Genomic DNA, 23,113 nt, shown 5'->3' with positions numbered 1-23,113 from the left:
AATCCGCACGGCGCAATGAGATACCCGTAGTACGAAACGTGCGCCGGACAGGCGGTCGTAACCGCCTAGCCGGCGTCGGGGACCGCGGCACCCTGGCCCTGTGCCGGTCCGGCCGGCGGTCCGTGGCGCAGCGCCTCCCGGGATAGGAATTCGCGGAAGTAAGGTAGCGACGCCTCGGTGACGATGCCCGCGAGCATGAGTTCCCAGAATTGATTCGTGTGGGGAGCCAGACCCGCGTCGACCGCCGGACCCGCATCGCGCCCCGCCACGCCCTTGGCCGCCATCGCGTTGTACAGCAAACGCGTTCCGAACATGGCGCCGACAATCGACTCGCTGATCACCACCGGGTCGAGATCCTCTCGGACGTCACCTTCGGCGGCCGCCCGCTGGGCCTGTGCCGCCATCAGCTCAACCATGTTGGCGCAGAACCGCATGGCGGCTTCGTTGAATCCGGTCAGAGCGGCCGTCAATTGCTCGGCGGCGCGGGCGGTCTTGTCGGAGCTGAGCACGTTGGCGATGGTGAAGGTGCCGTGGATCATGTTCTCGAGCGCGGGCGACGACGACCCGCACACGTTGCGGAACGCGACGAGTATCGTCTCGGAACCTTCTTCGATGATCGCGGAAGCCAGCGATTCCTTCGAGTCGAAGTGGTGGTAGAGGGCCCCCTTGGTCATGCCGGTCCGCTCGATGATCGTGTTCCAGCCGGCCGCGGCGTACCCGACCTCGCCGAAAACGTCTATCGCGGCGTCGAGGATCTTCCGCCGAGTGGCTTCCGATCGAACCTGGCGCGCCATCGCGTCTACACCTCCGGAGTTCCGTCGATGTCCCCAGACGCGGATCTCGACAACTTCACCAACCTTCCGGCCGGAGCGGTAAGCGTAACAGCCGCCCACACGCGGGCCCGATCGCGCGACCTGCCCATGGCGCTATCCAGAATCCGTGCCCGCCGAGGTGGAGTTGATCGCCAGTGCCGCGCGGCGCCTGAGGAATTGGCGGAAGTAATCGATGCGCTCCGGTTGCAGGATTCCGGTCAACATCAGGAGCCAGCACTTCTCCAGGTCGTGCAAGAACCGCTCCGGTTCCTCCAGGTTGCTGGTTTGGCGCAGCCCCATGTGCAGGGACACCACCAGGCGTCCCACGTCTTGCGGATCACAATGCTGGCCGATGTCGCCCTCCGCGATGGCCTGCTCGACGACCCCCGCGAGCGCCTTGGCCCACTCTTCTAACAGCTTCTTCTGCAGCCCTTCCGACCGGCCGACCGACTCGAGCAGGTTCAGCCCCGCCCTGACCCCGTCGGTTCGGATATCGCCGGAAGCGATCAGATACGAAAAGTCGATCAGGGTCTCCAGGCCGGAAAGCCCACGAGTGAGGAGTTCCTCCACCGCGACGGCTCCGGCGGCTGTCTGCTTCTCGATGATCGCCACGGCCAGCGCGTGCTTGGAACGGAAGTGGAAATACATCGCCCCCTTGGTCAGCTCCGCTTCCGCGAGGATGTCGTCCAGGCCGACGTCGTGGTAGGCCCGGCGAGCGAACTGATGCGAAGCGGCCCGCAAAATCTGTCGCCGCGTCGCGTCCGCGCGTCCGTCGGTCGAATGGGCGGTCATCGGAACCGAGAACTCAACTGTCCGGTTCGGGTCGACCACGCCGGTGCATAAGCAAGGCGGGTGATCATTCCGGGGCCGGTGCCATGGCCCGAATCGATCGCTTCCACGTTCTCGATGCCTTCCTCGAGCAGGGCACACACCTCGTTCTCAGGGCCAGCACTCGGCGGTGTGCCTCGGGCGGCATATGGGCCGTCTTTGAGGTTAGCAGTCAGGGGTCGTTCCACGGCATTCAACGCAGCGGGTCGCGTTAACAAACTCACAAATACTGTTGGTAAGACAACATGGTGTATGCCGAACCAAAAGTATGTATAATCGCTTTCTATGTGGCTCTCAGTTTCTTCGCCTGATCAGCGCCCCTTTTGCGGACCGCGGGCGTGCGGTGCTGTTCGATCGCCGCGCCGACCACTGCGCCGGGCACCCCGCGCCGACCTCGGACGACGTGTGTCGTTCGTCACGTCAGGGGCGTCCGTCTCTGCCGGCGCCAACGCGGCCGGCGGCGCGTCGACGGACGGGGATCATTCGAAATGATCGACTTTGGCGCTCTTCCGCCGGAGATCAACTCGGCGAGGATGTACGCCGGCCCCGGCGCGGGGTCGCTGACGGCGGCCGCGGTGGCCTGGGACAACCTGGCCACCGAACTGCATTCCGCCGCGGCCGCGTATCGGTCGATCATCTCGGGCTTGACGGTCGGGCGGTGGCTGGGCCCCGCGTCGCTGAGCATGGCATCTGCGTTCGGACCGTACGTCGCGTGGACGGCCGGGGCCGCCGCCCGGTCAGCGGAGGCCGCCGGCCAGGCCAGGCTTGCGGCGGAAATATATGACGCGGCCTGGGCCGCGACCGTGCCGCCGCAGGCGGTCATCGCCAATCGGGTTCAACTCGCGTCGTTGATCGCCACCAACTTCTTCGGTCAGAACTTGCCGGCGATCGCGGCCAACGAGGCGCAATACGCCGAGATGTGGGCTCAAGACGCCGTGGCGATGTACGAATACGCGGCTAATTCGGCGCTGGCCGCGGAGCTCACAACGTTCACGCCTGCGCCGGAGGTCGCCGACCCCGCCGCCGCGGCGGGCCAGGCCACCGCGGTTTCCCAGGCCGCGGCCGGGGCGGGCACCCAGCAGGTCTCACTGGCCGGCCTGATGTCCACGGTGTCCTCGATGTTGCAGACCCTGGCGACACCCGCCGCGGCGAGCGCCGGCGCGGAAACGCCCTGGGGGACGCTGGTGGGCGGGCTCACCTCCGGGACCGGCGGCCTGTCGATGTCGAGCTTCATGAGCAACCTCGAAAGCAACCTGCCGGCCCTGCTGCCGGGCTACCTGATGGTGGCCGCGACCCCGCTGTACGGCCTGTCCAGCGTGCTGGGCATGGCGCAGACCCTGCAGGGGATGGCGGCCACCGCGTCGACGGCGGCCGCGAGCGCGGCCGACGTCGCCGGGCAGGCGGCGGCCGAGGCCGCGGGCGCGGCCGAAGCCGCAGGTGCGGGCGTGGTGGGAGGCCTGGGCCAGGCCGCCGCGCTCGGCCCGCTCTCGGTGCCCGCCAGCTGGACCAGCGTCATCCCGACCGCGCAGCTGACCAGCGCGGGCGCGATATTGCCCAACGCCGGCGTTCCCAACGGCATCGGCGCCGTGCCGCCGAGCATGCTGGGCGGCCTGCCGAGTGGCGCCGCGGGGCGCCAGGCGCCCGGTCCGCGGTACGGGCAGATTCCGACGGTCATGGCACAGCCGCCGTCTGGCGGCTACGGGGCGGCGATCGTATGACCGGCCCAAATCGCGAAATACCAAAAGTATCGTTTTTGGCCACCGTGCGGGAATTCGGTCTCGATTCATCGAAGGGATGGATGTCATGAAAGTCGTGCTCTTCTGTGGCGGTTACGGCATGCGAATGCGGACCGCCGAGGGCGACCAGGTTCCCAAGCCGCTGCAGATGGTCGGACCCCGACCGCTGCTGTGGCATGTCATGCGCTACTACGCCCACTTCGGGCACAAGGAGTTCATCCTGTGCCTGGGCTACGGCCAGGCCATGGTCAAGGACTTCTTCCTCAACTACCGCGAGATGGAGTCCAACGACTTCGTCATGCGCGCCGGTCAGATCGAGCTGCTCGATTCCGACATGTCCGACTGGAGCATCACCTTCGTCGACACCGGGCTGGAGTCGCCGATCGGCGAGCGGCTGCGGCGGGTGCGCAAGTACCTCGGGAACGACGAATACTTCCTGGCCAACTACGCCGACGTGCTGACCGACGCGCCGCTCGACACCATGATCGACCGGCTCAAGACGAGCGGCGCGGCCGCCTCCATGTTGATCGTGCCGCCCCAGTCGTCCTTCCACTGCGTCGATGTCACCACGGGCGGTGACATCAAGGAGATCGCTCCGATCGCGAAGTTCCCGATCTGGGTCAACGGGGGCTACTTCGTCTTGACCCAGGAGGTCTTCGACCTCATTCCGGAGAACGGCGACCTCGTCGGCGATGCCTGCATGGCGCTCGCCGGGACCGGCCGGCTCCTCGGCTACCAGCACGACGGCTTCTGGAAACCGGCCGACACGTTCAAGGAACGCGCCGAACTCGACGCCGACTACAACACCGGAAACCGCCCCTGGATGGTGTGGGAGCAGGCTCCTGCGAGACGTTCGGCATGATCCAGCTGAACACCGGCGCAATCGACTCGATTGCCGTCATTGGCGCGCACTGTGACGACATCGTCATCGGTGCGGGCGCGACGCTGTTGCAGATCGCCCGCCACAATCCGGGTGTCGTCGTGCACGCCCTGGTGCTCACCGGCGCCGGCACCGAACGCGAGATAGAGGAAAAGAACGCCTTCGCGGCGCTGTTCCCGCGCTCGGAGGTGCGGTTGACGGTGGCCGACCTCCCCGACGGTCAGCTGCCGGGGCACTGGGGCGCGGTGAAGCGCCAGCTTGCGCAGTTCCGCCGCGAATGCCAGCCCGATCTGGTGATCGGTCCGCACCGCCACGACTACCACCAGGACCATCGCTTGGTCGCCGAGCTCATCCCGACCGAGTTCCGTGCGCAGCTGGTGCTGGGCTACGAGATTCTCAAATGGGAGTCCGACTTGCCGAATCCCATTCTCTACGTGGGCATCCCGACGGAGATAGCCCACCAGAAGGCTCAGCTGCTCGCGCAGTCGTACCCGTCGCAATCGGGCCGCGACTGGTTCGACGACGAGGCGTTCCTCGGCCTGATGCGGGTCCGGGGCGTCCAGTGCCGGGCGCGCTACGCCGAAGCCTTTGTGGGCGAGAAAGCGGTCATCAGCCCCTTCGACGCTCATTTCGACAACTGATCTTTCGACGGGAGGGATGACACCATGCGAGTCCTGATCACCGGCACGGAGGGCTATCTCGGTTGCCTCCTGGCGCCAGTGCTCCTCGAGGACGGTCACGACGTCGTCGGTTTGGACACCGGCTACTACCGAGCCGGTTGGCTGTGCCCCGGCCCGCTCACCGGCAGTGCCCACCCGGTGGCGCCGCTGACCCTCATCAAGGACATTCGCGACGTGACCGTCGCGGACCTGCGCGGGTTCGACGCGATCGTGCACATGGCTGAGCTGAGCAACGATCCGATCGGCGACCTGATCGGCGACGTCACGTACGAGGTAAACCACCGCGGCAGCGTGCATTTGGCAGAGTGCGCCAAGCGCGCCGGCGTCGGCCGATTTGTCTATATGTCGTCGTGCAGTGTGTACGGGATCGCCGACGGGACGGTCGACGAGACCAGCCCCATCAACCCGCTGACCCCGTACGCCAAGTGCAAGGCCCTGGTCGAACGGGACCTCACCGCGATGGCCGACGACGACTTCTCGCCGGCATTCCTGCGCAACGCAACGGCATTCGGCGCCTCCCCCCGCATGCGCTTCGACATCGTGCTGAACAACCTGGCGGGTTATGCCTGGACCGAACATCGCATCGCGATGACCAGCGACGGCACCCCGTGGCGGCCGCTGGTGCATGCCCTCGACATCGCTCAGGCCATCCGGTGCGCGCTGCGCGCCGACCGGCAGACCGTGCACAACCTCGTGGTCAACGTCGGCAGCGACGAAAACAACCGCACGGTGCGCGAAATCGCGGAGACCGTCAGCGCCGAGTTCCCCGGCTGCGAACTCACTTTCGGCCCGCCCAACGCGGACAACCGCAGCTACCGGGTGGCGTTCGGCAAGATCGGCGAGGTCTTCCCCGACTTCCGCGCCGAGTGGGACGTCGCGGCCGGGGCAGCACAACTGCATCGCGTCTTCCGAACCATCGCAATGGATCCCGAGACATTCCACGGCCGTGGGCACACCCGACTGAAGCAGATCGAATACCTGCTCAAGACCGAGCAGATCGACCAGCGACTGTTCTGGAAGGAGACGCAGTGAAGTACACGCCCACGAGTGTCGCCGGGGTGACGATCATCGACATCGAACCCCATCGCGACCATCGCGGCTTCTTCTCTCGATCCTTCTGCGCCGACGAATTCCAGACCTACGGGCTCATTTCCGAAGTGGCACAAACGAGTCTTTGCTTCAACTACACCCGGGGGACGGTGCGCGGCCTGCACCGGCAGGCGCCGCCGCACGCCGAGGCGAAACTCGTGCGTTGCGTGCGCGGCGCGATCGCCGACGTCGCCGTGGACATCCGGCCCGAATCGCAGACCTACGGCAAGCACGTGATGGTCGAGTTGACGGCGGAGAACCGCCGCGCGCTGTTCCTGCCGCCCTACGTCCTGCACGGCTTCCAGACGCTGACCGACGACACCGAGGTCATGTACCAGATCAGCGGACCCTATGTGCCCGAAAGCGAAGAGGGATTCCGCTGGGACGAAACCGAATTCGCCATCAAATGGCCGCTGCCGGTGACCGTCATGTCGGAGAAGGACGCCAGCTGGCCCTTTATGGATGAGCCGGCGGCGGCAGAGAGCGAGGCGTCATGACCTCGTACCGCCCGGTCCGAGAGCGCCTGGGATAGGTTTGCCATGGACCACGAATCCTCAGCAGCCCCGGTGCGCATGGTCGTCAGCGGTAGCGTCGTCGAACGCTGCGACACCGACCAGGTGCTGTCCATCATCTCGGCTCGCCTGCGCTCGCGGGCGGGCGGGCTGGCGGTGGGCTCGGTGAACCTGGATCACCTCCACCACTTCCGCTCCCTCGGCGCGACGCCCGCGAGCCGGCTGGAATGGCTGTTGCTGGCCGACGGCATGCCCATCGCGTGGCGGGGGCAGCTGCTGACCGCAAAGCCGTGGCCGCGCGTGACCGGCGCCGACTTGCTGCCCGCCGTGTTGGCGTTGGCCGAGTCGGCGGGTCAGCGGGTCGGCTTCTTCGGCGGCAGCGCCCAGACCCATCGGCTGTTGGCGCAGCGCCTGCGGACGCACTATCCCGCGCTGGTGGTCTCAGGCATGTGGGCGCCCGACCCGGCCGACATCGAATCGGGCTCCGACGCCCTGGCCGCCGATATCCGCGCTGCGGGCACCGACATCCTGGTGGTCAGCCTCGGCAAGCCACGCCAGGAGCAGTGGGTGGACCGGCACGGATTCGCCACGGGCGCAAAGGTTTTCCTGCCGTGCGGTGGCGCCATCGACTTCCTGGCCGGCATGACCAGCCGGGCCCCGAACTGGATGCAGCGAGCCGGCTTGGAATGGTTCTACCGGTTGACCCGCGAGCCCCAGCGGCTGGCCCGCCGGTATCTGCTGCAGGGTCCGCTGGCCTTGCTGCGCGCATCGCGCGCCCAGCTGATCTGTTATCCCGGCGTGTACTACGCGGGGATGCCGGCCTCCGAAAGCACCGAAACGATTGAAAGCACCGAAACCACCGAAACCCTAGTCGCCGCGGCGCAATCGGCGACGGCGTAACCGAGAGAACGGCCATCATGACGACCACGCTTCCAGCCGACACCGGCCCGGCACCGCTTGCGGTGCTGCCCGCGCCGGGGGTCGGCGCCAAGGCCGTTTCCCGTTGGCAGCGGCGGTACTCGGCTCGCCTGCGCGTCACCGACTCGATGATCGTCTGCGCCGCGGTCGCGCTCGCCCAGTTTGTCCGGTTCGGGGACTCGCCGAACACGTCGGGGTACCCCGGGCCCATCATGACGCTGTTCTCGGTTCTCTTTGCCGCGCTGTGGCTTTCGTCGATGTCGATGTTCCAAACCCGGTCCACCCGGATCATCGGCGCGGGAATCGACGAATACCGGCGCATCGCCAGCGCCTCGTTCTGGACGTTCGGGTTCATCGCCATCGTCACGCTGCTGGCCAAGATCGAACTGGCCCGCGGCTATCTGGCGGTCGCGCTTCCCGTGGGCACCCTCGGGTTGCTGGCGAGCCGCAACCTGTGGCGCAAGCACGTCTGGCGCAAACGGGCGCAAGGGCAATACCAGTCGCTGGTATTGGCGATCGGGGATCGCCCGGGCGTTTCGCACCTCGCCCACGAGCTGATCCGCAACCCGAACGACGGCTATCTGGTGGTCGGCGTCTGCATCGCGGGCTACGGCCCGCCGCGCGGCGAGATGCTGACGGTCCAGGGCCGCAAGATCGCGATCCTCGGCGACGAAACCACCGCGGTATCCGCGATCGCCGGCTGTGGCGCCGACACGGTCGCGGTGACGCGCACCGAACACTTCGGCGTGCACGGGATCCGGGACCTGATGTGGCGGTTGGAGACGATGGACGTCGACCTGGTGGTGGCGCCCGGGGTGGTGGACGTCGCCGGGGCGCGGCTGACCCTCAAGCCGATCGCGGGATTCCCCCTGCTACATGTCGACAAGCCGCAATACGAAGGGACCCAACGGTTTCAGAAACGCGCCTTCGATTTCTGCTTCGCCCTGGCCGCGCTCGTCGCGACCTCCCCGCTGCTCGTCGCCGCCGCCGTCGGCATCAAGGCGACGAGCAGGGGGCCGGTCTTCTACCGGGCGGAGCGCATCGGCCTGGACGGCAAGCCCTTCACGATGTTCAAGTTCCGCACCATGGTGGACGGCGCCGACACCCAGGTCGAACGGCTGATGCCGCTCAACGAGGGCGCCGGCGGCATGCTCTTCAAGATCCGCCAGGACCCGCGCGTGACGCGCATCGGAAAGGTGCTGCGCCGGTTCAGCATCGACGAGTTGCCACAGTTCATCAACGTGCTCAAGCAGGACATGAGCGTCGTCGGACCGCGCCCGCCGCTGCGGCGCGAGGTCGAGAACTACGACGGCCAGGTCAAGCGCCGCCTGCTCGTCAAGCCGGGCGTGACCGGGCTGTGGCAAGTCAGCGGCCGGTCGGACCTCTCGTGGGAGGACTCGGTGCGGCTCGACCTGTCGTATGTCGACAACTGGTCGATGACGGGCGACCTGCTGATCATCGCGCGGACGCTCAAGGCCGTGCTGAGTAGCGACGGGGCGTACTGATGGCGCACGACACCACGATCGAGCCGGCCCCGGCAGCGTCGGTGCCGCGGTCGCGGATCGCGCACGCGTTCTCCGTCCAGCTCGTCTGCCGGGCGCTGGGGATGCTGGCCTCGGTCGTCTCGGTCGCGATGACGGCCCACTACCTCGGGCCCGGGCGCTACGGCCAGCTCACCATCGCGGTCGCCTTCGTCGGAATGTGGGCCAGCCTGGCCGATCTCGGCATCGGCACCGTCATCGTGCGCCGGGTGACCTCCGGGACGGGCGACCTGGAGCGGCTCGTCCGCATCAACAGCGGACTATCGCTGATGTACTGCCTGCCGCTCGCGGCACTGGCGGCGGGTTCGGGTCTGCTGCTCTACCGTGACGCCGACGTGCGGGTGATGCTCGTGGTGTTGTCGGGCCAGCTGCTGATGCTGACGATGACGACGCGGTTCGAGCCGGTGTTCCTGTCCACCGTCCGTTTCTCGGCCGTGGCGATGTCCGACGTGCTGGGCCGGCTGGGCACGCTGGCGATGGTCAGCTACCTGGTGGCCGTACGGGCCGACGTCGTCTGGTTCGCGGTCGCGCAGCTGATACCGCCGGCGTTGCAGCTGCTGATCCAGGGCACCGCGGCGGCCCGGCACATCTCGTTGCGGCCGATCTTCGCGCCACGAGAGATCGCGGACCTGTTGCGGGAGAGCGCATTTCCGATCGGTGTCGCCGTCGTCGGCGTGCTGTACTGGCGCACCGACGGCGTCATCCTGTCGAAGGTGAGCACGCATTCGGAGGTCGGCGTCTACGGGTTGGCCTACACCGTGGCGTTCAACACGCTGATCGTGTCGATGTTCTTCCTCAAGGCGACGCTGTCGACGGCCACCGAACTGTTTTCCCGCGACGTCGCCGCGTTCGCCAAGTTCCTGCGCCGCTGCGTCGAGCTGATGTACTTCGTGGGGGTCCCGGTCGCCGTCATCGGCACGTTGCTGGCCCGGCCCCTGATCGAATTGTTCGGCGACCGCGAATTCGTCGAGCGCGGCGCGCCGACGCTGGCGACGCTATTCGTCGCGGTGGCTTTGCGTTTCGTCACCGGCACCCTGGGCCAGGGGCTGTTCGCCTGCCATCAGCAGAAGTTCCTGTTCCGGTTGTCGATAGCGACGCTGGCGTTCAACGTCGTGCTGAACGTGGTCCTGGACACGCCGTTCGGCGCGGTGGGCGCCGGCCTGGCGTTGGTGGGCACCGAGCTGTTCGGCATGGTGCTGGCCACCTGGTGGCTGCGCCGCGAGTGCGACTACCGCACGCCGGTGGCGTTCCTGCTCCGCCTGCTGGTCCCCACGGCGGCCAGTGTCGCGGTGGCACTGCTGCTTTCGGGCCATCACGTCGCCCTGACCGTGACCGCCGCTGCCGCCGCGTACCTGGCCACCAGCGCGGCGGTCGGGCCGTTCGGGTGGTCGTCACTGGCCGCGCTGCGCCACAGGTCGGTGGTCGCATGAGCCGCGAACTGGACCGCGCGTACCTCAAGCCCCCGGTCGGCACGCTTACCAGGTCCGGCCGGCCGATGGTGGTCATGATCGTGACCTACAAGAGCCACGACCTGGTGGAGCAGTGCCTGGCCGGCGTCGCCGAACACCTGCCCGAGCTGCCGGTGTACGTCTACGAGAACAGCGGCGACACCTATCCCGGCCGCGAGGAGCTGGCGGCCCGACACCCGCAGGTGCACTGGGTGTTGGGTCCGGTGAATCTCGGCTTCGCCGCGGCGTTTAACGCCCTGGTCGAGCACACGCCGCCGGACGCTGACCTGCTGCTGCTGAACGCCGACGCCCGCTTGCAGGGGCCGCTCGCGCGGACCCGGGAGCTGCTTCGCCAGGAGAAGGTCGCCGCCGTGGCGCCCATGGTGCACGACGACGGCGCCCCCGGCCCGGAGCGGTGGGACATCGCGACGCGCCGCCGGACCCTGAGCCGGGCGCTGGTCGCGGCCGCCGGCTATTCGGATCTGCTGCGCGGCACGCCGATTTCGCACCTGTATAACCGCCAGCCCGGCGAGTCGGAAAGCATCGACGGCTATGTGGGCGGCGCCTGCCTGGCCATCAACCGTGCGGCTTGGAACGAAGTCGGCGGCTTCGACGAGGAGTTCTTCCTCTACGGAGAAGAAACCGATTGGCAGGCCCGCGCCAGCGCGGCGGGCTGGCGCATTCTGCTGGCCAACGAAATCGACGTCGACCACGGCAATCCGGCGACCGCCGGCCGGTTGGAGGAGCCCGATGCCGCGCACGGCGCGGAGGTCTCGACGCCGGAACGTCGCCGCAATCGGGACCTGTTGCGCGCCAACATCGCACTGTTGCTCGAACACCAGGACGGCGTTCATCACGCTGACATGTACCTGGCCGGCACCACCCTGTTGGAGCGGCTGCAGCGCTCGAAGCGCGACGCACGGCGGCGCGCCTTGAACCACATGGCAACCGGTCGCACCGGCAAGCCAGCGATCGTGATCACCACCAACCGCCTGGTCTACGGCGGGGCTGAGCGCCAAAAAGCTTTGCTGGCAGCCGAATTGGATCGGCGCGGCTACCCGGTCACCATCGTCTGCATGCAGCGGTTCGGCCCGCTGATCAAGGAGGTCCCGCACAGCGTGCGGGTGGTGCGCCAACCCTGGTGGGCACCGGCCGTCGACATTCCGCCCGGCCCGGCGGTGCTGATCAGCGGCGACACCAACACCGAGACCGGGTTCGCCACGCTGTGGCGCGCGGGCGGCAGCTACCGGCGCTGGCTGGTCGCGCCGCACGTACCCCCGGAACCCGACCGCCCCATCTACTCGCGGCCACTGGCGGCGGCCATGCGCCGCGCCGACGGCTTCGTCGTCCTCGCCCAACGCCATTGGGACATGCTGACCGCGCAGCACCGGCTCGGCGGGCGCCGGTTCGTCGCGCCCAACGGGGTGGCGGTGGCGGGTGAGCCGCAGCCCCGCGTTCGGGCCGCCGGTGACCCGGTGCAGTTGGTGATGCTCTCGCGCATCGTCGAGCACAAGAACCCGCACCTGCTGATCGATGCGCTCGGTGGCCTGACCGACATGCCTTGGGAGCTCTCCATATTCGGCGATGGACCCGACCGGGATCGGCTGCAGGCCCGCACCCCCGCGGCGCTGCGCGACCGGGTGCACTGGCGCGGCTGGTCGGCCGGGCCGGGTCCCGCGCTGGCCGAGGCCGACCTGTTGTGCGTGCCCAGTCGCTCCGAGGCGTTCCCGCTGGCCATCCTGGAGGCGATGGCGCGCGCGGTTCCCGTTGCCGCGTCGGGGATTTGCGCCGTTCCGGAGATGCTGGACTTCGGCAAGGCCGGTTTCGTCGTCGAGCCCGTCACGGTGGCGGCGTGGCGTGAATGCCTCGCCCAGATCTTGGCCGACCCCGCCGCGCTGCCATCGGTGGGACGGCGTGGCCACGAGCGCATGCGCCTGCATTACACGGTCGAGGCGATGGCCGATGAGTACCTCGAAGCCATCGAGGCCGTGCTGTGAGCGCGTTGATGCTGAACTGGAAATCGGGCCGCCGCAACAAGCGTCGCGAACGGAGGGCCGTCATCGAACCGACTCCGTGGTACGAAACGGCGATCCTGGGCGGTGGGCCGGCCGGGACTGGAGCGCTGGTCTGGGCGGCACGTCACGGTCGGCTGGGCGCGTGGCTGGACGGCGGCGTCGCGTTGGTGGAGCAGGCCGACGAGCTGGGCGGGACGCTCGGCCGATACGCCCTTAACGCCGACTCGCGCGGCACCTCCTTCCTGGAATGCCTGGACGGCCCGGATTGCTCCCCGTTGCTGGCCGACGTCAGGGCCGATCCGGTTGCGCAAGAACTGGAACGCTTCCGAGCCACGCATCCCACGCTGGAGCTGGTCGATCGCTTCGAGCGGCGCCTCGGTACCGCCATTCTGGCCGAGTTCGACCGGCATCCGAACAGCCGCGCCTTCACCGGAACACGCGCCGAGGCGATCCGACTGCAGGACGACGGCTCGGTCGCGGTGTTCACCGTCGACGCCGGCGGGCGGCGCACGCTGGTCCGCGCCGGCAGCGCGGTCGTCGCGATCGGCGGGCGGCCGAACGCGTCCTGGTCCGAGATCGAGGTCACGCCCGGTGTCCACCTCGGGGACTGGCGCGAGAAGATCGTGTCCAGCCACCGGCTCCTCAGCCGAGGCGGCGCGCAGGAGGTGGCGAGACGGCTGGCCCGCGTGCACGGCAGCCCGCGCGTGGTCATCCTGGGCGGGGCGCACAGCGCATTTTCGGCGGCATGGATGCTGCTGGAACAGATTCCGGGGCTGAGCTTCGGTCCCCGCGGCATCCAAATCCTGCATCGCAGCGAACCCCGGCCCACTTATACGTCGCGTGCCGCGGCCCACGTCGACTTCTACGAATTCTCCGAGTCCGACGTGTGCGCGGCCACCGGGCGCGTGCATCGGCTGGGTGGGTTGCAGGGCGACGGACGCGAAGTGTGGCGCCGTATGCATCGCAAGCCCGGGGCCGAGCCGGACGACCGCGCGGTGGCCATGCCGATCGGCGGCCTGTCCCGCGCGGACCTGCTCGGCCTGCTGACCAACTGCGATCTGATCATTCCGGCCCTGGGGTACCGCCTTGCGGCACCGCCCATTTACAACGCGCGCGGGACGCGAGTCCCGTTGGCGCACAAGGGCCCGGCGGTCGACACACATGCGCGGCTGTTGGACCGGTACGGCACGCCGATCGCGGGGGTCTTCGGGGTGGGGCTGGGCAGCGGGTTTTTGCCCTGGGGTGCGATGGCCGGCGAAGAGTCCTTCTCCGGCCAGCAGAACAGCCTCTGGCTCTACCAGAACGGCCTGGGCAAGCTCATTCACGACAGCACCCGCCGGCGGGCGCAACGCCTCGCCCCGAACATCGAACCCGCCCAAACATCCAGCCGCACAGAGAATTGGGAGCCATATGCTTTGCCGGTTGTGTGACTCGGAGCGCCTGCTCAGCGTCGTGGACCTGGGCGCCACTCCACCGTGCGAGAAATTCCTCACCGCCGAGGAACTCGACCTCGCGGAGCAGACCTTCCCGCTACACCTGCGGTTGTGCGAGGACTGCCTGCTGCTGCAGATACCGGCGCTGATCACGCCCGAGGACACCTTCACCGAATACGCCTACTTCGCTTCGTATTCGGACAGCTGGGTGCAGCACGCCAAGCGCTTCGTCGACGAAGCCGTCCAGCGGCTCGGCCTTGGCCCGGATTCGCGAGTGGTCGAAGTCGCCAGCAATGACGGCTACCTGCTGCAGCACGTCGTCGCGGCGGGCGTGCCATGCCTGGGAATCGAGCCGTCCGAGAACGTCGGCGTCGCCGCCCGCGCGCGCAACATCCCCACGCTGACAGCTTTTCTGGACGAGAACACGGCGACCCAGGTTCGTGAGGAACACGGGCCCGCCGACCTCGTCGTCGCCAACAACGTCTACGCGCACATCCCCGATCTGCGCGGCTTCACCCGCTCGCTGCGCAAGCTGATGGACGACGACGGCTGGCTGAGCATCGAGGTACACCACGCGCTGAACCTGGTGCGGCTGGGGCAGTTTGACACGATTTACCACGAGCATTTCCAGTACTACACCCTGTTCTCGGCGATCTGCGCGCTGGCCACCTCCGGGCTCGCCGTGGTCGACGTCGAGCTGCTGCCCACCCACGGCGGGTCGATGCGCATCTGGGCCCGCTCGGCGGATATCGCCTCGCGGCCGACCGAACGGGTGGAGAGGGTGATGCGCGCCGAGGAGGCCGCGGGTCTGCACCGTGCCGACGGCTATTTGCAGCTGCGTCCCCGCGCGGAGGCGATCCGGCACGACCTGTTGCGGTTCCTGCTGGATTGCCGCGCCGACGGCAAGCGCGTCGTCGGCTACGGCGCGCCGGGCAAGGGCAACACCCTGCTCAACTATTGCGGGATCCGAACCGACCTCCTCGAATACACCGTCGACCGCAACCCCTACAAGCATGGGCGCTTCACCCCGGGGACCCGGATCCCGATCTACGAACCCGAGCGCATCGCCGAGGACCGCCCGGATGTGGTGCTGGTGTTGCCGTGGAACCTCGAGGCGGAGCTGACCGAGCAGCTTCAGTACGTCGCCGAGTGGGGCGGCCAGCTTGTCTTTCCGCTTCCGACCCTGCACGCCGCGGAAATTGGTAGCGTGCGCCGATGAGCACCTGCCGGGGGTGCGGCGGCACCGATCTTCGACGGGTCCTCGACCTGGGTACCGTGCCGGCCGGCGACGATTTCCCGCCGGTCACCGAACCCGTGCGCCCCGAGGAATCGTCGCATCCGCTCGCGATGGAACTCTGCGGCCGCTGCGGCCTGGCCCAACTCGCCGACGATGACACCGCCGCCGCCGAGCCGCGCGGCATCGAGCCGCAGGCCCTGCGCGACCAGGCGGCCGAGGCCATCCGGCGGGTCGCCGACGCGGGCTGGCTACGCGGCGCCACCGCACGGGAATTCGGCAGCCCGCATGGCGGAACGTGGTTGCCGCTGCTGGCGGAGCGCGGTTTCGCCGAGGCGGAACTGGCCGACGTCGTGCTCGACTCGTTCGGCATCATGCACGAGCCGGACCAACGGCAGGCCTTCCGACTCCGCGCGGAGGCCACCTCGCCCGACGGCGTGCTGCTGCTGCAATTCCACTCGCTGTTGACGATCGTGACCCATGGGCAATGGGATGCGCTGCGCCACAGCCATTACGCCTACTATTCGCTGACGGCATTGACCGGTCTGCTCGCCGCGGTCGGCATGAGTGTGGCGTCGGCGTGGGAGTTCGATCTCTACGGCGGCACCGTGCTGGTTGCCGCGGTGCACGGCCAGGTCGACCCCGACGAACGCACCGGGGAAATCCTGCGGCGCGAGCAGAGCGCCGGCATCACCGACGCCGCGGTCGTCGGCGGTCTGCAGCGCGATGCCGAGCGCCACGCCACCCAGTTGCGCGACTGGCTGCGGGAGCAGGCGAGCGACCGGCGCACGGTGTACGGGTACGGCGCCGGGTCGCGCGTCACCGCGTTGTTCAACATCGCCGGCGTCGAGCGGCAACTGTTGCGTGCCGTCGCCGACGCGTCACCGGCCAAGCAGGGGCGCCGGATTCCCGGCACCGACGTCGGCATCATCTCGCCCGAACAGCTCATCGCGGCCGACCCCGATCGCGTAATGCTGACATTGCCGGATCTGTACGACGAGGTGCGGCGGGCCTACCCGCAACTGGAGGGGCGCTGGTCGATCGACCCCGGCGCGGTCAAGGACCGGGCGTTGACATGAATTCCATTCGGGTGCTTTGGCTTTCGCCGTGGATGCGGCCCCTCGCGCGCGTTCAGGTCGAGGCGCTGCGGCGGCGCGGAGCCGACGTGTTGCTGGTGACGTCCGACCAGCACCCCGAGTCGGACGGCGCCCGCGACTACGAGCTGGTGCTCGACCCGCGGTTCCGCGCGGCCGGAACCTGGCCGTCCAGTCTCGCCGCCTGGCGGCGCATCCGCGACTACCGGCCGCAGGTGGTGATCACCGAGCTGGTCCGTGATCCACGCTGGATGGCATTGGCCGGCAGTGCGCCCCGGGTGCAGCTGGTCCACGACGACAGCCCGCACGACGCCGGCGAAGCGCGGCCGGCCTACGAGCGTGCGGTGTTCGACCGCTGGGGCGCCCGCTCGGCGGCCACGGTCACCTACAGCGACTACGTCGCGGAAGCCATCAGCACCCGGCGAGACGTCGCCCGGACGCCCGTGCACACGTTGCCGCTCACCAGCGACCTCGACGTCGACCTGGTGCCGGCGCCAGTCCACGCCGAGGGGCGCCGCGATTTCGTGATGGTGGGCCGGCTCAACCCGTACAAGAACATCGACGTGGTGCTGCGGGCCTGGCAACGGCACGTGACGGGCGACGGCTGGCGCGGCGACGACCTGGTGCTGATCGGCGACGGGCCGATCGCCCTGCGAAGCGCGCGGCTGCCGCAACACGCGCGGTGGTGCTCCGGCACGTACCGCTACGCCGACGTCGTCGAGACGCTTTCGGCCGCAAAGGGTTCGGTCGCCCACTACCGGCGCGCCTCGCAGAGCGGGGTGCAGGTGCTGTCGATGCAGCTGGGCGTGATGCCGATCGTCTCCACCATTGGCGGGCTGCCCGAATACCAGCCGTCGGGCGGCCCGACGGTCGATGTCGACGACGTCGCGGGGCTGGCCGCAGCGTTCGACAGGCTGGCGGACCCGGCCACCGCCGCGCGCCTCGGCGCCGAGGCGGCGCACCACTACGCGGAGCGCTTCAGCGTCGACCGGGTCGCCGACCGCATGCTGGATATTCTCACAGAGGTCTTGGTCACGCACCCGCCGCACGGCGCGCGTGAGCTCGAGAGCGCCGGCAGGCGCCGGGAAAGGTTGTAGCCGATGGATTTTCGCACGTTTGTCCGAACCTTGGCGGCCCACTGGAAGCTGTTCGTCGGGGCGCTGCTGGCCTGCCTCGCCGGGGCCGCGGCCGTCACCGCGTTCCAGACGAAGAGTTATCAGTCGTCGGCCACCGTCCTCATCTCGTTCTCGGGCGAGACCGACCTGGCGCAGGTGTATCAGGGCACGCAGGCCGCGCAGGAGCGGCTGTCGTCGTACGCCGCGATCGCCGGCGGCCACGCGGTCGCGGAGCGCGCGGTCAAGCAGTTTCACCTGCCCATCGGCGCGGACGCCCTGGCGAGCGCGACCCACGTGGAGTACACGCCGAAGTCGACCCTGTTCACCATCTCGGTCACCGACACCGACCCGAATCGTGCCGCGACACTGGCGAAGGCGATGGCGGACACGTTCACCGGGCTCGTCGGCACCCTCGGTGTGAACCCGAAGGACCCGGTGGCGCTGGTGAACAGCTCACCGCCGCTGGCGCCGCCGGCGCAGACGCCCCCGCCGTCGGCGCCAGCGGCGCAGGACACCGAAGGCCAGCCTGCGGCGCAATCCGGCGCCGAGGCCACACCGTCGGCCGAACCCTCGGTCGTCCCGCAGCCGGCGCAGCCCGCGGCGACGCCGCCCCAGCCCCTTGCCCCGAACATGCCGATCGCCCGGGCCACCATCGTCGAGCAGCCCGGCGTGCCGGACAGCCCCATCAAGCCGGTGCCGGTGCGCAACATGGCGATGGGCCTTGCCGCCGGCTTGCTGCTGGGCACCGGCGCGGCGTTGACCCGCGAGGCGGCCGACCGCACGGTGCGTGACCGAGCCAAACTGGAACGCCTCTCCAATTTGCCGACCCTGGCCGAACTACCCGGAAAGCGCGGCAGCGCACCGCGGTTCGGAACCGACATCTCCTTCGACGACGCGGTCCGCGGCCTGCGGGCGCGCCTGCTGCGTGCGCTCGAACCGGGAGCGCGCCGGGTGCTGCTGACGGCGCCGTTCGGCGGGGAGGGAACCACGACGACGGCGGTGAACCTGGCCCGGGCATTCGCCGAATCCGGCGAAGAGGCGCTGCTCGTCGAGGGCGACACCCGCCGACCGGTGATCGCCGGCCTGCTGAAGGTCGACTCCGGGGAGGGGCTGGGCAACGCGCTGTCCGACCCCGACATCGCGGCCGAAGCCGTTAAGCCGACGTCGATTCCGCGGCTTTTCATCCTGGCTGCGCGGGCCGTCCGCCGGGACACGCTGCCCAGCAGCGCGTACCTGCCGGAGGTGCTCGACAAGGTGCTGGCCGATGTGTCGGCCACCTTCGACCGAACGGTGATCGACGGCCCACCGGTGCTGGCGACGGCCGACTCCGGCCTGCTGGCCGGCGCGGCGCAGGCCACGGTCCTGGTCGTCCGAGCGGGGCGCACCACCGAGGACGAACTCACCGACGCGCTCACCGCGTTGCGCGCCGCCGGCGCCGACGTCGTCGGCACCGTGCTGACCGACGCGCGGATACCGCGGCACGCCCGGGCCGCGGCCCGGACCTACCGGACCAAGGTGGGCCGCCCGGGGTGATCCTGTATCTGCGCAATCGGCACCGGTTGGCGATGTCCGGGGCCGTGCTGACGGCATTCGCGCTGGGGTGCTTCATGTTTGGCGTGCTGTCCGTGCGCAACACCACCGAGGGCGTGATGCTGATCGGCCTGTCGTTCTGCCTGGTGATCTACTGGACGAGACCCGCGACGATGATCGGCGTCGCCCTGTTCCTGGCGTTCGCGGCGCTGCCCCAGGGCCTGCACGTCGCCAAAGTGATTGGGCCCGTGTCGATCAACGCCTATCACGTGGCGCTGGTGCTGGCCATCTGCTTCGTGCTGCCGGCCGTGCGGCTGCGCTTCTCCGAATACCTGCTGCCCGGGATGTTTGTGCTGACGGTTGCCTACTTCGCCGCGGTCGGCTTCGCGATGGGCCACCCCGCCCCAATCGTGGTGCGGGAGGCCACCTTCCTGCTCGAGGTCGTCGGCGGTTTCGTCCTGGCGCTGGTGATCGTGTACGGCGACTACGTCAAGCTGTCGGTCCACGCGATGGTCCTCACCCTGTGGTTCTCCGCCGGCATGGCCGTCGCCAGCTCCTCGGGCGGGCTGCGGCTGGCGGGGCGGTTGGAGAGCCTGCAAACCGACACCGGCGACACAGCCAACCGCGTCATCACCGCCACCCTGACACCGGCGATCGCCGTGCTGGCCGCGCTGGTGGCCGCCCAGATCGTCGGCCGCCTCAAGCCCGTCTGGTATCTCGCGCTGGGCCTGCCAGCGCTGACCATCTCGGTGCTGGCCTTCTCCCGCAACACGCTGATCGCCCTCGGGGTGGCGGCGGTGGTGGCGTTCTTCGCCACCCTGGGCTGGTCGTCACTGCGCCGGGCGGCCAGGCTGGCCATCGCCGGCGCGGGGATCCTGGCCGTTGCGGTGCCCGGCGCGCTGTTCCTGCTGCAGCACTCGACAGCCGGGGACTGGCTGGGCGATCAGATCACCGGGTTCAGCCACCGCGTGTTGGGCGGAGTGTCGAGCAATGCGCTGGCGGTGGACTCCTCGACGCTGGCCAGGCTGGCCGAAGACGCCAACCTCAACCGCGCCATCGCCAAGGCGCCGGTATTCGGCCACGGCCTCGGCTACGCCTATCAGGAGCCGTTCGGCAACGACCCGGACGAATTCACCAACACGTTGGGCACCACCTATTCGCACAACTTCTACCTGTGGTGGCTGGCGAAATCCGGCGCGGTGGGCATGGCCGCCTTCGCGGTGTTCGCACTGACGCCGCTGATCCGGGCGCTGCGCAGCGCATCGGCGCACGCGAAGGCCAGCGCCGCCGTCAGCGCCGGCCTGCTGGTGATGAGCGTCGTCGACCCGCTGCCCGAGGACCCGGCCAACGCCATGACGCTGGGCATGGCGCTGGGCGCGGCGCTGGCGTTCGCCCGCCTGTGCCAGCGGTCCCGGGTGTCCGGCGAGGACGTCGACGCCACTACCGAGCCGCTGATTCCGGCCGGGGCGACGCGGTGAGCGGGCCGGTGCGGGTGCTGGTGGTGGGGCCGGCGCCCGCGGACGCCATCAGCCGCGGCGGCATGGCGACGGTCGCCGCCCTGATGGCCGCGCATCCCGACGAGCGGATCCGCGTCAGCGTCGTGCCCACCTACGTGGACCGGTCGCGATGGGTGCGACTGCTGGTGGGCGTGCGCGGAATGCTCTGGGCCAGTTGGCTGCTCATTCGCCGCCGCGCCGACGTGCTGCACGTGAACATGGCCCACGGCGGCAGCGTCGTCCGTAAGGCGGTGCCGTTGTGGGCGGCGCGGCTGGCGGGCGTGCCGGCGGTGGTACACGGTCACAGCTTCGACTTCGGCGGCTGGTTCGACCGGCTGCCGGCACCGGCGCGGGCGGCGGTGCGCCGCGCCCTCCTCGCCGATCACTGGGTGGTGCTGGGACGGCGTCACGTCGACGAGTACGCGGACCGGTTGGGGCTGTCCGGCGATCGAATCAGCGTGCTGCACAATGCCGTTCGCATCCCGGAGACACCCGCGGCCCAAACGGGCGCCAGCCGGGTACACGCCGTGGCGCTGGGCCGGATGGGGATGCGCAAGGGCAGCTACGACATCGTCTCGGCCGTGGCCGCGCTCGACGCGCCGGTCCGCGAGCGGCTGCGGGTCACACTGGCCGGCGACGGCGACGTCGACGGGGTCCGCGCCGCGGTGGCGGCGGCGGGGGTGGGCGACACGGTTCGCGTGGCCGGCTGGCTGGAACCCCCGGCCCGCGACGAACTGCTCTGCGCCGCAAACATTTTCCTGCTCCCCAGCCGCGACGAGGGCCTGCCGATGGCGCTGCTGGAGGCCATGGCGCACGGCCTGGCGCCGGTGACCACCACCGTCGGCAGTATCGGCGAGGCGGTGAGCGACGGCGTCACCGGTATCGTCGTGCAGCCGGGTTCGCCCGCCGAGATCGCCGACGCGCTCGGCGCGCTCGTCACCGACGACGGCCTGCGCGCGCGGCTGGGCGCCGCCGCGCGCGCCCGCGCCGTCGACTTCGGCCTGCCGCGCTGGCACGAGTCACTGGCCCAATTGTGGACCGGCCTGGCGGCCAATGCCCGCGGTGGGACCAGGTCACTGCGCGTTGGCTGAGGTGGTCGAGTCGCGCGGAATGTCCAGCGTCGCAATCGGATACAACCCCGCGCCGTCGCGCCCGTCGCGCGCCAACGACATCGGCGCGTAGTTCACCACGTGCGAGGCGCCCGGCTTGTGCTGCTGCCAGTCCACCGAGGCGCGCAGCGTGTAGTGGCCCGGCGCCAGGCCCCCCAGGTCGACGCGCACCGACTCCGTCGTCGTCGCCGGGACCGCCTCCTCGCGTGAGGAGCTGGTGTCGTCGCTGACCAGCGCCTTGAGGTTGACCGTCGCCGGCAGGCTCTTGACCACCGCTCCCGTGAAATCCACCAGCTTGTAGCCCGGCGTCCACTGCTCGGTGGCCGCGGCCGAGCCGTAGTTGGTCCAGGCGACGGATATGCTCGCCGTCTTGCCTTGAATCGACTGCGAGCCCGGCCGCGCCTCGACCGAATACCGGTAGCCCGCAGAGATATTCGCCTTGGCCCACAGCAAAAACAGGCTGGGGTCCATCGCCGAGCGGGAGTCGCGGTCCGCGAAGTTGGCGCTCGACGTCATCGACACGTGGTACCTGACCACGTCGTGCAGGGCCTTCTCGTAGTAGGACCGCGGATCGGTCCCGTTGGGCAACTGGCACCACTCGGTGATCACCGGCGCCGAGGCCAGCCGCTGCTTGATCGCGTTGACGACGGCGTCGTTCGACCGCACGTATTGCGAGTCGTTGGATTCGGCCCAGGCGGGCAACGGCGCCTGGACGCCGAGGCAATCCGAGCGGATGCCGACCGGCGCCGATAGCTTTTTGGTGACGTCGTCGGCCAGCAGCTCGCGCACGATCTCGGGATTCTGCGGGGTGACCACCAATTGCGTGTGGGGGAAGGCGTTGACGTTCGCCGCCACCAGCTGCTGAATCGATGCCTTGGTGATGCTTTGATCCCGGAACTGGCTGTAATAGCCCAGCATTCCGACGCTTTCGTCGGGCCCGGGGCCGGGGGCGCCCAACACGTCACGCAGGTACGCGATGTGGTTCTCGCTGAAATCCCCGTAGCCGGAGAACTCGAAAACGCTGAGCCGCTCGTCGCCGTCGTAGCGGCGGCCCAGCGCGGCCAGCAGCTGCCCGAACGCGCCCAGGTAGGCCGGGTCGTTCCAGCTCGGCACCACTTGTGTCACCCCGGGCGTGGGGCTGTTCGGCGGGGCCGGATAGCTGGTGGACGACGACCGCATCCAGTCGGGAATCGCGAGGTTGGTGTTGTCGGGATACGAGTCGTTGCAACAGGAGTTGTAGGCGTACACGCGAAGCGTCATCCGCATGTTGCGGTTGGCCAGCTTCGTCAGCGCGTCGTCGATGACGCTGAAGTCGAACCGGCGATCATCGGGGGCGTCGGGCGGCAGCGTGTGCGGGTCGACGGGCTGCAGCTGCCGCCACGAGACGCGCAGGCTGGCGTCGTAGGACGCGGGCCACGCCGGGTATCGCTGCTGGGCCGGATTGCCTTGCGGGAACAGCGGAACCAGCAAGTCCTCGTACTGGCCGCGCAGCGGGTTTGCGATCTCCTGAACCGTCGGCGGGATGGCCGGAAAGACCATCGCGGACAGCGGTCCCGGGTTCGGGTGACCGCCGCAGCCGTTCAGCAGCAGCGCCGCGCACGCGATAACGGCGGCAGCACTCTTTTTGAATGAACGAAGCATCG

Annotated in this window: 19 protein-coding genes; 16 read left to right on the top strand and 3 right to left on the bottom strand. The window is 69.1% G+C overall.

All coding sequences use genetic code 11. From position 1 onward, the window contains the following. Positions 1–65: 65 nt before the first annotated feature. Together AWB92_RS19325 and AWB92_RS19320 are read right to left on the bottom strand one after the other, a co-directional pair. Positions 66–794 (bottom strand): TetR/AcrR family transcriptional regulator, encoded by a 729-nt coding sequence (locus AWB92_RS19325; RefSeq protein WP_068188230.1) that lies wholly within the window; start codon positions 792–794, stop codon positions 66–68. A 132-nt stretch (positions 795–926) separates the two neighbouring features. Next, positions 927–1,604: a TetR/AcrR family transcriptional regulator gene (locus AWB92_RS19320; RefSeq protein WP_068188229.1), complete on the bottom strand. Its 678-nt coding sequence runs from the start codon at positions 1,602–1,604 to the stop codon at positions 927–929. Positions 1,605–2,128: 524 nt separating this feature from the next. Here AWB92_RS19320 and AWB92_RS19315 point away from each other — a divergent pair. The 16 genes from AWB92_RS19315 (at position 2,129) to AWB92_RS19240 (ending at position 21,452) form a co-directional block, all read left to right on the top strand. Continuing rightward, a complete protein-coding gene (locus AWB92_RS19315; protein WP_085188525.1) occupies positions 2,129–3,358 on the top strand; it encodes a PPE family protein in 1,230 nt (409 codons plus the stop codon). An 85-nt stretch (positions 3,359–3,443) separates the two neighbouring features. Beyond that, positions 3,444–4,238 carry a glucose-1-phosphate cytidylyltransferase gene (locus AWB92_RS19310; protein WP_085188602.1) on the top strand — a complete coding sequence of 265 codons (795 nt, stop codon included), beginning with the start codon at positions 3,444–3,446 and terminating at the stop codon, positions 4,236–4,238. Continuing rightward, positions 4,235–4,897 (top strand): PIG-L family deacetylase, encoded by a 663-nt coding sequence (locus tag AWB92_RS19305; protein WP_085188523.1) that lies wholly within the window; start codon positions 4,235–4,237, stop codon positions 4,895–4,897. The genes AWB92_RS19310 and AWB92_RS19305 overlap by 4 nt, the downstream gene beginning before the upstream one ends. A gap of 24 nt (positions 4,898–4,921) precedes the next feature. Continuing rightward, on the top strand, positions 4,922–5,968 hold the full coding sequence (locus AWB92_RS19300; protein WP_085188521.1) for an SDR family oxidoreductase: 1,047 nt from the start codon (positions 4,922–4,924) through the stop codon (positions 5,966–5,968). Beyond that, positions 5,965–6,522: a dTDP-4-dehydrorhamnose 3,5-epimerase gene (gene rfbC / locus AWB92_RS19295; RefSeq protein WP_085188518.1), complete on the top strand. Its 558-nt coding sequence runs from the start codon at positions 5,965–5,967 to the stop codon at positions 6,520–6,522. Before AWB92_RS19300 ends, rfbC begins: the two co-directional genes overlap by 4 nt. A gap of 42 nt (positions 6,523–6,564) precedes the next feature. Then, positions 6,565–7,437 carry a WecB/TagA/CpsF family glycosyltransferase gene (locus AWB92_RS19290; protein ID WP_085188516.1) on the top strand — a complete coding sequence of 291 codons (873 nt, stop codon included), beginning with the start codon at positions 6,565–6,567 and terminating at the stop codon, positions 7,435–7,437. A 17-nt stretch (positions 7,438–7,454) separates the two neighbouring features. Beyond that, positions 7,455–8,960 carry a sugar transferase gene (locus AWB92_RS19285; RefSeq protein WP_085188514.1) on the top strand — a complete coding sequence of 502 codons (1,506 nt, stop codon included), beginning with the start codon at positions 7,455–7,457 and terminating at the stop codon, positions 8,958–8,960. Next, positions 8,960–10,426 carry a flippase gene (locus AWB92_RS19280; RefSeq protein WP_085188512.1) on the top strand — a complete coding sequence of 489 codons (1,467 nt, stop codon included), beginning with the start codon at positions 8,960–8,962 and terminating at the stop codon, positions 10,424–10,426. The genes AWB92_RS19285 and AWB92_RS19280 overlap by 1 nt, the downstream gene beginning before the upstream one ends. Further along, on the top strand, positions 10,423–12,441 hold the full coding sequence (locus AWB92_RS19275; RefSeq protein WP_085188510.1) for a glycosyltransferase: 2,019 nt from the start codon (positions 10,423–10,425) through the stop codon (positions 12,439–12,441). The genes AWB92_RS19280 and AWB92_RS19275 overlap by 4 nt, the downstream gene beginning before the upstream one ends. After that, on the top strand, positions 12,438–13,889 hold the full coding sequence (locus AWB92_RS19270; RefSeq protein ID WP_085188508.1) for a hypothetical protein: 1,452 nt from the start codon (positions 12,438–12,440) through the stop codon (positions 13,887–13,889). Before AWB92_RS19275 ends, AWB92_RS19270 begins: the two co-directional genes overlap by 4 nt. Then, positions 13,870–15,111: a class I SAM-dependent methyltransferase gene (locus AWB92_RS19265; protein ID WP_085188506.1), complete on the top strand. Its 1,242-nt coding sequence runs from the start codon at positions 13,870–13,872 to the stop codon at positions 15,109–15,111. Before AWB92_RS19270 ends, AWB92_RS19265 begins: the two co-directional genes overlap by 20 nt. Continuing rightward, the gene (locus tag AWB92_RS19260) at positions 15,108–16,205 is read left to right on the top strand and encodes a class I SAM-dependent methyltransferase (RefSeq protein ID WP_085188504.1); all 1,098 of its coding nucleotides are present in this window, start codon (positions 15,108–15,110) and stop codon (positions 16,203–16,205) included. The genes AWB92_RS19265 and AWB92_RS19260 overlap by 4 nt, the downstream gene beginning before the upstream one ends. Further along, on the top strand, positions 16,202–17,317 hold the full coding sequence (locus tag AWB92_RS19255; protein ID WP_085188502.1) for a glycosyltransferase family 4 protein: 1,116 nt from the start codon (positions 16,202–16,204) through the stop codon (positions 17,315–17,317). Before AWB92_RS19260 ends, AWB92_RS19255 begins: the two co-directional genes overlap by 4 nt. A gap of 3 nt (positions 17,318–17,320) precedes the next feature. Beyond that, complete coding sequence (locus tag AWB92_RS19250; RefSeq protein ID WP_085188500.1) at positions 17,321–18,868, top strand: polysaccharide biosynthesis tyrosine autokinase; 1,548 nt, start codon at positions 17,321–17,323, stop codon at positions 18,866–18,868. Next, complete coding sequence (locus AWB92_RS19245) at positions 18,865–20,343, top strand: O-antigen ligase family protein (RefSeq protein ID WP_085188498.1); 1,479 nt, start codon at positions 18,865–18,867, stop codon at positions 20,341–20,343. Before AWB92_RS19250 ends, AWB92_RS19245 begins: the two co-directional genes overlap by 4 nt. After that, positions 20,340–21,452 (top strand): glycosyltransferase family 4 protein, encoded by a 1,113-nt coding sequence (locus tag AWB92_RS19240; RefSeq protein WP_241523519.1) that lies wholly within the window; start codon positions 20,340–20,342, stop codon positions 21,450–21,452. The genes AWB92_RS19245 and AWB92_RS19240 overlap by 4 nt, the downstream gene beginning before the upstream one ends. Here the strand turns inward: AWB92_RS19240 and AWB92_RS19235 are convergent. Beyond that, complete coding sequence (locus tag AWB92_RS19235; RefSeq protein WP_085188600.1) at positions 21,435–23,111, bottom strand: hypothetical protein; 1,677 nt, start codon at positions 23,109–23,111, stop codon at positions 21,435–21,437. The genes AWB92_RS19240 and AWB92_RS19235 overlap by 18 nt on opposite strands. Positions 23,112–23,113 lie beyond the last annotated feature (2 nt).

The sequence above is a fragment of the Mycobacterium sp. IEC1808 genome, assembly GCF_002101935.1.
In the GTDB taxonomy this organism is placed as follows: Bacteria; Actinomycetota; Actinomycetes; order Mycobacteriales; family Mycobacteriaceae; genus Mycobacterium.
Note: the sequence above shows the minus strand (reverse complement) of the source record. Positions and strands in the feature narration are given on the sequence as shown.